Consider the following 11,437-nt stretch of genomic DNA (forward strand, 5'->3'; position numbering starts at 1 on the left):
CATTCCTCCATCGCTCTCGGCAGTAGCACCCACCTGATTTGGGTTGCTGCAGCTTCGTCGAGCCGAGTCTCTTAGCTGCTCTTGATGAACAGTTTAAGGCTTCCACGTTCGCAATGGAAAAGCAACCTATTCCAACATATGAGAATAGTGTGAATAAGCGACCGATGCGACTGCGAAAGTATGTGGGAGGCAGATGTCACTATAAAACTATGAATCAGATATATCAGCCGGCAATCCGTCGAAGTAAACATCAGTGGGTAATGGTGTTCCCGTTGCCACAATCAGTTAACGAGAATCCTCAAGAAAATGAGGCAGAAAAAGTATTGCCTCCAACGCAGCGCGAAGGAGGCAATACCCATGAAATAGATTGAAGTCTCAGCAGTGAGCGGCAGCGATCGCTAACGAAAGTGCCTTCTGGAAGTTGTTCTCGCGTTCTTCTGCAGTCATGTCCGTTCCAGGAACTGTGATGTGATCAGAGATGGTCAAAACAGCGAGTGCCTGACGGTCATATTGAGCGGCGAGACCGTAAAGCGCACCGGCTTCCATCTCGGCGCCTAAACAGCCGATCTTTCCTAGAGCTTCGTTATCGGCTGGGTCTACGCCGTAGAAACGGTCGCGTGACACGATTGGGCCGACGACGACGTGCTCATCATCTCCGGCGGCGTCAGCAGCAGCTCGTACAAGCTCATATGATGCGACGGCCGAGAAATGGGTGTTAGGTGTCAGGAATGTATTCATAACGCCTTCATAGTGAGCGCCGTTTGCAATAACAACGTCGCCTACCTTGACCTTGGGGGACAAGCCGCCGGCGGTGCCAACTCGGATAATGCGCTGGACATCGTAATGCATGAATAGCTCATTGACATAGATAGACAATGATGGCTGTCCCATTCCAGATGCCATGATTGAGAGTGGTTTACCGTTTACTTCGCCAGTAAAGCCAACGATTCCGCGTACATCTGTCACGAGTTTTGCGTCGGGCATAAGCATCTGTGCCATACGGGTTGCACGTTTTGGATCTCCTGGCATGAGAACTGCTGGTGCAAAGTCACCTTTTTCTGCACCAATATGTGGGGTTGCCATGAAATGTCCCTTCTGTAAGTAGATAAAAGAGCTGTGTGCTCGTTATACCTCTATAATCTCATATTTAGCGTCATGAAAGTATCTTAGTTTTTAACACCAGGTAGAAGTTGGCGCACTCGTGCATACAAATATTCACGTTTTTGCGCCCGGCGCTCGTGTGGCGATTGATGCTGGGCGATGGCCACGTCGAACTCTTTCCAATGCTTCTCGCGTAATTCTAGGAAGTCTTGTGGTGCACCGCCAGGACGGTCCTCCATAGTTGCGAGGTAAGGATAAAGATCGTGTCCACGCAGATATAAAACGATGGCGTTTATTGCTGCCACAAGCGGCACACTGAAAAGGGCACCAACGATTCCGGCTACCGACGACCCACCAGCCACAATGAGAACAATTGCAAGTGGATGTATGTTCAAGGCATTACCCTGCAAAATTGGTTGCAGTAGATTACCTTCAATCTGCTGGACAGCCAAAATGCCAATCATCATCAACATTGCCATAAAGAGCGACTGGGTATTGACAAGAACAATAAGTACCGCGACAAATCCCGATAAGAACGCGCCAACCACCGGGATAAAGGCCGCTAGAAAGACGATTACACCAATCGGGAATGCTAAGCCCAGTGGGGTATCGAGGATTATGGCAATAACAGAAATACCGATAGCGTCGACGAGAGCTACCGTGGCTTGGGTGCGCGTGTAATTGCCGATCATCACCCATGCTCTGATGCCAGCTTCATTTGCCGGATTTTGGTAATGCAACGGGAGGAGACGAACCATCCAATGCCATAGCCGTCGGCCGTCTTTCAAGAAGAAGAACAAAGTGAATAGAACGAGGATAAATCCAGTTAGGAGAGAGGAAACCGTTGAACCAACAGCTACGACCCCTCCGAGGATCTGGCTGGAATTATTTGTAATTGTGCTTTGTAACGAGTTCCATGCGTCATTAATCTGGTCACCAATATCGGGTAAAGCAGTTGACACTTGTTCTATGAGGGTATTAATTCCGGCATATATCTGATCGGAGACTTCGGAGAAGCCGGATATGATTCCAATGCTCGAGCCCCAGATGAGCAATCCGACGAAGGCTACGAGTAGAAGTAACGTCGTCGTCGCGGCCAGAGCTGACGGAAACTTTAGACGCTTGGTGAGCCCGGAGGACACCGGCTCTAAAATAACAGCCAGCAGCAACGCAACCATTGTCGAAATAATAATCGTGTAAAAATGTAGCCCCAGCCATCCAAGTGCGGCTAGAACGACAGCTACCACGATGAGCCGCCACGACCAAGCGGCGGCAGTAACTAATGGTTGAGGTACAGAATATGCCGGTTTATCGTCCACCTGGCGTGCTTGCATAAAAGACTCCTTACATGCGTAGAATATCTTTAGCCTACCAACTGCAGTCACTGAGACGGCTAGGCGTTACGGAAAATATGCTCTGGAGAAATATGACACACTACGCGCTGTTGGCTTTTGATCTTGACGATACATTAGCGCCTTCGAAGTCGCCGTTGCCCAAACCGATGGCCTGTGCGCTGAAACGCCTATTGGATGTCAGTGAGGTGTGTGTGATTTCAGGTGGCCAATTTGAACAGTTCTCATCGCAACTTTTAGCGAATCTTGATGCTAATAATGAGCAATTAGCAAAACTGCATCTGATGCCAACCTGCGGAACTCGCTATTTACGTTTTTCTGAAGGACAGTGGTCTTCTGTGTATGCACGTGATCTGACCGACGACGAACGAGCACGAGCACTGGCATCGCTTGAACGGCGTGCGAAAGAGCTCGGGCTGTGGGAGGAAAAGACGTGGGGACCAATTCTCGAAGACCGCGGTTCTCAGATCACCTTCTCAGCGTTAGGGCAACAAGCTCCGGTTGATGCCAAAAAGGCATGGGATCCGGATCGCACTAAGAAAGAATTATTGCGGGCCGCAGTGGCTAAAGACCTTCCAGATCTAGAGGTTCGCTCCGGCGGGTCTACATCCGTTGATATTACTCGGTCGGGGGTAGACAAAGCATACGGCATTGCCGAGTTATCGAAGCAAACAGGAATCTCAATTAACGATATGCTGTTTATCGGAGATCGCCTTGATGAAGGCGGCAACGATTTCCCAGTTCTTCGATTGGGGATTGATACCCATCCAGTTGGTGGCTGGGAAGATACAGTTGAGTTTGTTAATGACTACGTTGACGCGCATGCAAGGGGATAGCTGTGAAGAACCAAATATCTGAGATCAGTGAACACGATATTGATGAACGAATAGCTAAGTTTGTATGCTATCCGTCGGAACGGCAGGTCGCCGGCGGCGCAGAACGCGGTTTCGCTTGGTTGATGACGGTCTGTGGCGCTATCGGCATGTGGGCGTCGATGTCCCTGATCATTGCTGAGAAACAAAAGCTCATGCATCCCGAAGGAGTGCTGCCGTGCGATATTAATCCGCTTGTCGGTTGCGGAAAATGGGTAGGCATGTGGCAGAACGAAGTGTTTTTTGGTGTCACTAACTCGGTATTTGGCCTCGCATTTTTTGCAGGTATTACTGCTCTAGGCTTTGTGTTAGTGGCCGACGGGCGATTTGCTCGATGGCTGTGGCAAGCACTTTCAGCAGCATTGGCTCTTGGTATTGTCTGGGTAGTGTGGTTCATGTACCAGAGTTTGGTAGTAGAGAACTCGATGTGCCCATACTGCGTGGTAACTTGGTTTACCACTATTATGCTTTTCGTCCACGTCACTGCGCGTAGTGCACAAGCCGGCCATTTCGGGGACAAGTTTGCCGACGCCGGGCGAGCATACGCTCGCAATAGATGGATCGGCGTCGGCCTGAGCTACGGACTCGTCATTGTTCTAGTGGTTGTTTTCTTCTGGGATCAATTGCCACTATTCTTTGTCTGAATATGGATTACAGCGAATCCATATATTCGGGTACGTGATCGCCGTAGCCTAGATCGACGAGGCTGTTGCGAAGCGTCATCATTGCCTCAGTAATTTCAGATGCAGGTGCTGGGCCTACCTCGTGTAGGTTAGCTGCACTTTCCGCGTCTGCTGGGATGACATGGATGTGAGTATGAGGGACTTCAAATCCTAAAATAGTTACCACAGAGCGTTCCACGTCAAAAGCGCGCTCTTGAGCTGTAGCGATAATTTGTGCAACATTCATTGCGTGCGCGAACACACGGGGTTCGACGTCGTTAAATTTTGCTACTTCTTCGCGCGGAACCACCATAACGTGGCCTGGGCGTGCAGGCTCGATAGTCGCCATAACAACGACATCCTCATCAGCCCAAACAAATTTTCCCGGAATCTCACCAGCGATAATTTTTGTAAAAACACTACTCATGCTTCTAGTTTACATCCATAAGACGTTTGGTGGATCACACGAACGTCATATAAAGAATAGTGGTTGCCTGCGTTACCATTGGTATTACTAGTTTTGGGTAACATACTAAGGAGAATCATGTCGGCACCAGATAGCTTTCCATACCGCTACACTGCCGAACTTGCCAACACGATCGAAGCGTCGTGGCAAGACCGGTGGGAAAGTGACGAAACATTTAATGCGCCAAATCCAGTTGGCGAGCTTGCGGGAGCTGGAAAGCTAGCTGACGAAACGTATTTCTTGCTTGATATGTTCCCGTACCCATCTGGCAAAGGACTCCACGTCGGGCACCCACTTGGCTTTATCGCAACCGATTGTTTAGCGCGTTATCACCGTATGCAGGGCAAGAATGTGCTCTACACGATGGGATTTGATGCGTTTGGTTTGCCAGCAGAGCAATATGCAGTCCAGACCGGACAGCATCCGCGCATTACCACCGAGCAAAACATTGACAATATGCGTTCACAGTTACGGCGTTTGGGAATGTCGCACGAAAAGCGTCGGTCAGTTGCAACCACTGACACGATCTTTGTGGGATGGACGCAATGGATCTTCTCTCAGATCTTTAATTCATGGTATGACGAACAAGTTCCTGGTCGTGAGCCTGGGACAACAGGACGGGCGCGGCCAATCGCCGAACTCATCGCTGGTTATAAAGATGGTTCGATCCCAACTCCGGATGGCGCTCCATGGGCAGACATGACTGCGGAACAACGCCGTAACGCTGTTGACAGCCGACGCTTGGCGTACATCGATTATGCGCCGGTCAACTGGGCACCAGGATTGGGAACCGTGTTAGCGAATGAAGAAGTAACGGCAGACGGCCGGTCTGAGCGTGGCAACTATCCAGTTTTCAAGCGCAAGCTTCGGCAGTGGATGATGCGAATTACCGCCTATTCTGATCGTTTAGCTGCGGACCTAGATAAAGTTGATTGGCCAGAAAAAGTCCGGTCAATGCAACGTAACTGGATCGGAAAATCTCACGGTGCGCACGTAGACTTCACTGCGCATGGCGCCGACGGCGATCATACGCTCACAGTGTTCACTACCCGTCCAGATACCTTGTTTGGTGCGACATTTATGGTAGTTTCGCCGGAACACCCGATGCTGAACGCGGAAGCAATCCCAGGGCAATGGCCAGCTGAGACCCGCACCGAATGGACTGGCGGTGCTGCGGATCCAATGACTGCGGTGAAAGACTATCAGCGTGCTGCTTCGCGAAAGTCTGATAAGGAGCGCGCCGACGTCGAAAAAACCAAAACCGGTGTGTTTACAGGTATTTTTGCTACCAACCCAGTTAATGGTGATCTTATCCCGGTATTCACTGCAGATTACGTGATGATGGGATACGGTACGGGCGCTATTATGGCGGTCCCATCAGGAGATCAGCGTGACTTTGATTTTGCGCGTACCTACAATGTTTCGATTATCCCAACGATTGAAACACCAGCTGATTTTGATGGTGAATCAGCGTGGACTGAAGACGGGCCAATTATTAACTCTGCTAATGATGAAATCTCGCTGAACGGCTTAGACAAAGACGCAGGTAAAGCGAAGATGACAGCATGGCTAGAGGAAAAAGGAGTAGGCAAGGCCGCTATTACCTACCGTCTACGCGATTGGTTATTCTCCCGGCAGCGTTACTGGGGCGAACCATTCCCGATCGTTTATGATGAAGAGGGTAACGCACACTCCCTGCCAGATTCGATGCTCCCAGTTGAACTGCCAGACACGCCAGACTATTCGCCTCGGTCGTTTGATCCAGAGGATGCTGATTCAGAACCAGAACCGCCGTTGGGCCGCTTGACCGATTGGGTCAATGTTGAGCTCGACCTGGGTGATGGCTTGAAGAAGTACACCCGTGAAACAAACACTATGCCGAATTGGGCTGGTTCATGCTGGTACGAACTGCGCTATATTGACCCGCTCAACACTCAGCAATTCATTGCGCCGGAAAATGAAGCGTACTGGATGGGACCGCAGGAAGGAAAGCCTGCCGGTGGTACCGATCTGTATATCGGTGGTGTTGAGCACGCGGTTTTGCACCTGCTCTATGCCCGGTTCTGGCACAAGGTTCTGTTTGATCTCGGATATTTGAGCTCAAGCGAGCCATTCCACAAGCTCTTCAACCAAGGCTATGTACAGGCATATGCGTACACCGATTCACGTGGACAGTATGTTCCAGCTGATGAAGTCGTTGAAGTTCCAGCTAGCGATGGATCTGGTGAAGTAACGTTCGAATGGAACGGACAGCCAGTAAACCGCGAATACGGCAAGATGGGCAAGTCGCTAAAGAATATTGTCACTCCAGATGATATGGCAGAGCAGTATGGTGCCGATACATTCCGTGTCTACGAGATGTCCATGGGGCCGCTTGATGCTGATCGGCCATGGGAAACTCGTGCCGTCGTCGGCGCACAACGATTCTTGCAACGGTTGTGGCGAAATATCGTTGATGAACAAACCGGCGAGTTGGTTATTGTCGATGAACCGACGGACCATGAAACTGCGAAAGTCATGGCTCGAACAATTAATGACGTACGGGCAGAATTTGAAGCGATGCGAATTAACACTGCTATTGCGCGAATCATCGTTTTGAACAACCATGTTACTGGTAAGCCTGTTACTCGAGAGGTGGCAGAGACACTTACATTGCTGGTTTCTCCAGTTGCGCCACACATTGCGGAGGAACTGTGGAAGCGGTTGGGACACGCAGATTCGATCGCTTATGCTCCGTTCCCGCAGGTTACTGATGAATCTTTGCTGGTTGACGACACCGTGACATGCGTCGTGCAAGTTAAAGGTAAAGTCCGTGATCGGCTTGAGGTCCCGACCAATATCTCCGATGCGGATCTAGAGGCATTGGCATTGGCATCAGATAAGATAAGCCAGTATCTTGACGGCGCACCGCGCAAAGTTATTATCCGGGCTCCGAAATTAGTCAACATCGTTCCGTGAGCAAAAACGTGGTAGAGGCCAATCCCTCTACCACGTTTTTCTCTGTGTAAACAGAGGGCTTGATTGGAAAATGACGTCACTTCCAAGCAAAATGCAGAGAATAACGAATAGGGTTATCTTTTTATACTGAAAAGATAGTAAACTATTACGAAAACCAATACCCGTAATGGTGCGGATATATAATTACTAGTGGAAAGCGAGTGGCTGTGGTGTCAATGGCTGGTACAACGATCGAAGCAACCGATTTTGATGGGTTGCCGGCGTGGAGACTCACGTCCGCTACTGGAGCAACAGCAGTGGTTGCTGAGCGGGGCGCAACGCTATTATCGTGGGAGCCTCGTCCGGGGTTTAACATTGTTGATGGATATGAAACCCGTGCGGAAATGGAAGACGGACGCGATGCTCGTTCAAAAGTTATGGCACCTTGGCCAGGGCGACTAACTGGTTCTTCGTACGTTTTCGACGGCGAAACATACACTGTTAATGAGCTACCGGAAGGCGCTGCACATGGCTTGGTAGGAGAAGCGGATTTTACCGCAACCAACACTGAGGGCGCTCTGACATTAACCTATACGTTCCCGGGTTCTGCTGGATATCCGTGGACGTTCGAGCTTTCTGTTATTTTTTCGCTCGATGCAGGCGCCGATGGTGAAGAACACTTGACTGTATCATTTGATGCTCGCCACGACTATCCACATGGCATCCCATTCGCAATCGGTTGGCATCCCTACCTGCATTTCCCAGGCTCACGGGCCTCAAATATGTCCCTGACGATTCCAGCGCGGACCCGCATTGTATTCGACTCGCATCTTGTGCCACGCCCTGGCGAGGCCGCTTATGCCGGGATTAAGGCGCCATATCAACTTGATTTCCTCGGCTCCACGGTACTTGACACCTCTTTCCGTGGTCTCATCCCAGATGAAAATGGCGTCGTGACAACAGTTCTTCGTGATCCATCAACCAATTCTCGCATCGATATCGTGCAGGAACCTGCCGAGGCACCGCTTGTCCATATCTACACCGCAGATGGCGCATTGCGTAATGTTCGTGGCTCGATAGCTGTTGAACCACTCTCGCATGTAGCAGACGCTTTCAACCGTCCTGATGCGGCAGGTTCGATCGTTCTCGCTCCTGGAACGTCGCGTACATTAACTGTCACACTGACGTATCACAAGTAAGTCAATACCATTCGTATACTGTTGCGGGGCACTCCATGTAAGGAGTGCCCCGCAATGCTGTATAACTTGGCTCTTAGAAAATCAGCGACGCCGATTGCCGAATAATCCGCGAGTGATCTCTTTTGCTAACGTCCGGCCAGCAGATTTTACGATGGAATCAAGCATAGACTCTTGGCGCTTTCGTTGTCGTAGGATTTCTTTCTGTGCTTGTCTCAATTCATAGTCGCGCTGTTTTTGCGCAGCTTTTTCTTCTGCAGCTACTTGCTTCGCTAGCTCCCGCACAAGTTTTTCCTGTTCTTTCTTCGCTTCTTCTTGAGTACGCAGATTAATCTCAGCAGCCTGTTCAGCTGCAATACGTGCTTGGAGGAGCTCGTAGGCTGATTCTGGATCCACTGGAGTTTGATATTTTCCCCGTGTTGTTGATTGTTCGATAGTCTGTGTGAAAGTCTTATCAGAAGCAACGCCCATTGACGCAGCTGGTGCCCAAATTCTAGTAGGAGTAACGGGAGTTGGCCGTCCGTGATCATCTAGCAATGTAACAATTGCTTCTCCGGTGCCTAAACTCGGTAGTACGGTTTCAAGGTCAATAGGGGACACCGGAAAAGTCTTCACGGTTTCCCGCAACTTCTTCATATCATTCGGGGTGTGGGCGCGCAGTGCGTGTTGTATCTTGGCGCCAAGCTGTCCGAGTACGTCGTCTGGTAAATCCTTTGGTGTTTGAGTAACGAAGAAAATTCCTACTCCCTTCGATCGAATGAGCCGCACCGTTTGCACAACGAGGTCTACGAATTGTGCCGAAGCATCGTTAAATAGCAAGTGTGCTTCGTCGAAGAAGAAGACGAGTTTAGGTAGATCTGCGTCACCGCGTTCGGGTAATGTCTCGAATAATTCGGCCAGCAGCCACATAACAAACGTTGAAAATAGCGCTGGCCGAGACTGCACATCCGGCAGTTCGAGAGCAGAGATTATGCCGTATCCTTCTGGCGTATGCCGGATTAGATCCGCAACATCAAAAGCGGGTTCACCAAAGAATTCCTCTGCGCCTTGGGCTTGGAGCTCGCTAACTTTTCGGAGAATAACCCCGGCTGTGGCACGGGCAATTCCACCAATATCAAGGAGCTCGTCCTTGCCTTCATCGCTTGTTAGGTATGAGACCACTGCACGTAAATCTTGAAGATCGATTAACGCTAAGCGTTCTTGATCAGCCCAATGGAAGATTAAGGAGAGAGCAGATTCTTGAGTATCGTTCAGGCCGAGTACTTTCGCGAAAAGAAGCGGGCCGAAATCTGAAACCGTCGTACGAATGGGAATACCTTTCCCATGACCGCCAAGACTGTAGAACTCGGTAGGAAAACTTTGTGCTTCCCAGGGTTGTCCTTGTTCTGCGATCCGGGCATCTAGTTTTTCAGTATTTGTGCCAAGTTCCGCGAGGCCACTCAAATCTCCTTTGATGTCCGTCAGGAAAACAGGAACACCTGCACGCGAGAGACCTTCGGCAATAAGCTGTAGCGTCCGGGTCTTTCCTGTTCCCGTTGCGCCTGTTATAAGACCATGCCGGTTAAGCATTCCAATAGGGATATTGACAGTCACGCCCGGCATAGGATGATTTCCAGAAAGGTATGCGCCAAGCGTAAAAGAACTGGATTCGAAACTATATCCGGTTTTCACAGTGTTCTGATAGCTGAGAGATTCTGCTTGGGCAGCTTCTAATGCTGCTTGTGCGGCGGCTGCCTGGGCTGCTTTTGCTTGTGCTTGGGCAGCTAATGCTTGTGCTTTCAAACGCGCGAGTTCTGCTTGAGTGGTCATAGAGCCTATGTTACTTCACGCCTCCCAAAGATCAGCTATGTCAGTGTTTAATCCACAGTGTTGTGTACTTTGATTGTTTTCCACCACTTTTTGTGTCTGAATATTTACGACGGCGATCGGTACGATACTCATGAATATGAAAACACCACCGCCCAAACGTCGTCATGGATCCCAAACAGGTAGCTTACGCCGTAGCCCGCACACCAGAATTGGATATGCCAACATACAACGTGAAAGCGCCGGAACTACTCGCGCTACTAGTGAGCGTCTAGAACAGCTAACTGCGGCAGCATTGTCAATGGGAGCTGGTCGTGATATCGCCGCCATGGGCGATACTGGAAAAAACATAAGAATGAAGTGGAGTTCAGATGCGGCACGGATCGTTGCCATCGTCGTCGTCCTAATAACACTAGTAGTTGTCACAACTACTCTTATCCAGTCCTCAGAAAAGGGACACGCAGAGGTGCCTCGCCCAATACCTCAAGAATCTTCACAGCCAACAGAAACCGCTGAACCGGAAAAACAACCAGCTAGCAACGAGAAAGACCAAAATATTGTTGTGTACGTTTCTGGTGCCGTAAACAAACCAGGCATTGTTTCTCTTGGAGCTCAGGCTCGAGTGAACGAGGCTGTTGAAGCAGCTGGGGGAGCTCTAGAGAACGCAGATCTAACTAGAATTAATCTTGCCGCTACCGTTACAGATGCAGAACACATTCATGTCCCGAAAGTGGGAGAGGAAGCAAGGGAACAAGAGGCAACTGTATCAGAACAACAAAACAGAGATCCGAAAGTCGATATCAACACGGCAGATAGCACAACTTTACAATCAGTGCCCGGAATAGGACCTGCTACGGCCCAGGCAATTGTGAAATGGCGGCAAGAACATGGGAAATTCGCGCACCTCGAACAACTAACTGAAGTGCCTGGAATCGGTCTGAAAACTCTCGAGCGCCTCCAAGAGTATATCCGCATAGGATAACTGATGAGAGCCCATGATTGTCGCTTGTTAATTCCGGCGCTCTCTATGTGGATCGCCGCTACT

At 50.0% G+C, this 11,437-nt stretch carries 10 protein-coding genes and 1 riboswitch; of the genes, 6 read left to right on the forward strand and 4 right to left on the reverse strand.

The genetic code is table 11. The features are described from left to right. Positions 1-4: 4 nt before the first annotated feature. Positions 5-91: riboswitch (SAM riboswitch) on the reverse strand. Between the two features lie 118 nt (positions 92-209). Further along, complete coding sequence (locus BLT51_RS09120; RefSeq protein ID WP_157672937.1) at positions 210-371, forward strand: hypothetical protein; 162 nt, start codon at positions 210-212, stop codon at positions 369-371. A 4-nt stretch (positions 372-375) separates the two neighbouring features. Here BLT51_RS09120 and BLT51_RS06110 read toward each other — a convergent pair whose 3' ends face one another. Both BLT51_RS06110 and BLT51_RS06115 read right to left on the reverse strand, forming a co-directional pair. Beyond that, complete coding sequence (locus BLT51_RS06110; protein WP_091281104.1) at positions 376-1,083, reverse strand: purine-nucleoside phosphorylase; 708 nt, start codon at positions 1,081-1,083, stop codon at positions 376-378. A gap of 83 nt (positions 1,084-1,166) precedes the next feature. Further along, a complete protein-coding gene (locus BLT51_RS06115; protein WP_091281107.1) occupies positions 1,167-2,435 on the reverse strand; it encodes an AI-2E family transporter in 1,269 nt (422 codons plus the stop codon). Between the two features lie 92 nt (positions 2,436-2,527). Here BLT51_RS06115 and BLT51_RS06120 point away from each other — a divergent pair, with 92 nt between their 5' ends. Both BLT51_RS06120 and BLT51_RS06125 read left to right on the forward strand, forming a co-directional pair. After that, positions 2,528-3,289, forward strand: coding sequence for an HAD-IIB family hydrolase (locus BLT51_RS06120; protein ID WP_091281109.1), 762 nt, complete (start codon positions 2,528-2,530; stop codon positions 3,287-3,289). A gap of 2 nt (positions 3,290-3,291) precedes the next feature. Then, positions 3,292-3,969, forward strand: a complete 678-nt coding sequence (locus BLT51_RS06125; protein ID WP_091281111.1) for a vitamin K epoxide reductase family protein — start codon at positions 3,292-3,294, stop codon at positions 3,967-3,969. A 7-nt stretch (positions 3,970-3,976) separates the two neighbouring features. Here BLT51_RS06125 and BLT51_RS06130 read toward each other — a convergent pair whose 3' ends face one another. Further along, positions 3,977-4,414 (reverse strand): HIT family protein, encoded by a 438-nt coding sequence (locus tag BLT51_RS06130; RefSeq protein WP_091281114.1) that lies wholly within the window; start codon positions 4,412-4,414, stop codon positions 3,977-3,979. A 117-nt stretch (positions 4,415-4,531) separates the two neighbouring features. Here BLT51_RS06130 and leuS point away from each other — a divergent pair, with 117 nt between their 5' ends. Both leuS and BLT51_RS06140 read left to right on the forward strand, forming a co-directional pair. Then, positions 4,532-7,411: a leucine--tRNA ligase gene (gene leuS / locus BLT51_RS06135; RefSeq protein ID WP_091281115.1), complete on the forward strand. Its 2,880-nt coding sequence runs from the start codon at positions 4,532-4,534 to the stop codon at positions 7,409-7,411. A 215-nt stretch (positions 7,412-7,626) separates the two neighbouring features. Beyond that, a complete protein-coding gene (locus BLT51_RS06140; protein WP_231943916.1) occupies positions 7,627-8,589 on the forward strand; it encodes an aldose 1-epimerase in 963 nt (320 codons plus the stop codon). 81 nt (positions 8,590-8,670) lie between these two features. Here BLT51_RS06140 and BLT51_RS06145 read toward each other — a convergent pair whose 3' ends face one another. Further along, positions 8,671-10,395 carry a helicase HerA-like domain-containing protein gene (locus BLT51_RS06145; RefSeq protein ID WP_091281118.1) on the reverse strand — a complete coding sequence of 575 codons (1,725 nt, stop codon included), beginning with the start codon at positions 10,393-10,395 and terminating at the stop codon, positions 8,671-8,673. 136 nt (positions 10,396-10,531) lie between these two features. Here BLT51_RS06145 and BLT51_RS06150 point away from each other — a divergent pair, with 136 nt between their 5' ends. Beyond that, positions 10,532-11,374, forward strand: a complete 843-nt coding sequence (locus BLT51_RS06150) for a ComEA family DNA-binding protein (RefSeq protein ID WP_172801330.1) — start codon at positions 10,532-10,534, stop codon at positions 11,372-11,374. The last annotated feature ends 63 nt before the right edge of the window (positions 11,375-11,437 follow it).

The sequence above is a fragment of the Arcanobacterium phocae genome, assembly GCF_900105865.1.
In the GTDB taxonomy this organism is placed as follows: domain Bacteria; phylum Actinomycetota; class Actinomycetes; order Actinomycetales; family Actinomycetaceae; genus Arcanobacterium; species Arcanobacterium phocae.

Excerpts from the sequence above, each read along its gene's own strand:
- BLT51_RS06145 (WP_091281118.1), bottom strand. The coding sequence starts at position 10,395 with ATGACCACTCAAGCAGAACTCGCGCGTTTGAAAGCACAAGCATTAGCT.
- BLT51_RS06110 (WP_091281104.1), bottom strand. The coding sequence starts at position 1,083 with ATGGCAACCCCACATATTGGTGCAGAAAAAGGTGACTTTGCACCAGCA.
- BLT51_RS06120 (WP_091281109.1), top strand. The coding sequence starts at position 2,528 with ATGACACACTACGCGCTGTTGGCTTTTGATCTTGACGATACATTAGCG.
- BLT51_RS06115 (WP_091281107.1), bottom strand. The coding sequence starts at position 2,435 with ATGCAAGCACGCCAGGTGGACGATAAACCGGCATATTCTGTACCTCAA.
- BLT51_RS06140 (WP_231943916.1), top strand. The coding sequence starts at position 7,627 with ATGGCTGGTACAACGATCGAAGCAACCGATTTTGATGGGTTGCCGGCG.
- BLT51_RS09120 (WP_157672937.1), top strand. The coding sequence starts at position 210 with ATGAATCAGATATATCAGCCGGCAATCCGTCGAAGTAAACATCAGTGG.
- BLT51_RS06150 (WP_172801330.1), top strand. The coding sequence starts at position 10,532 with ATGAAAACACCACCGCCCAAACGTCGTCATGGATCCCAAACAGGTAGC.
- leuS (WP_091281115.1), top strand. The coding sequence starts at position 4,532 with ATGTCGGCACCAGATAGCTTTCCATACCGCTACACTGCCGAACTTGCC.
- BLT51_RS06130 (WP_091281114.1), bottom strand. The coding sequence starts at position 4,414 with ATGAGTAGTGTTTTTACAAAAATTATCGCTGGTGAGATTCCGGGAAAA.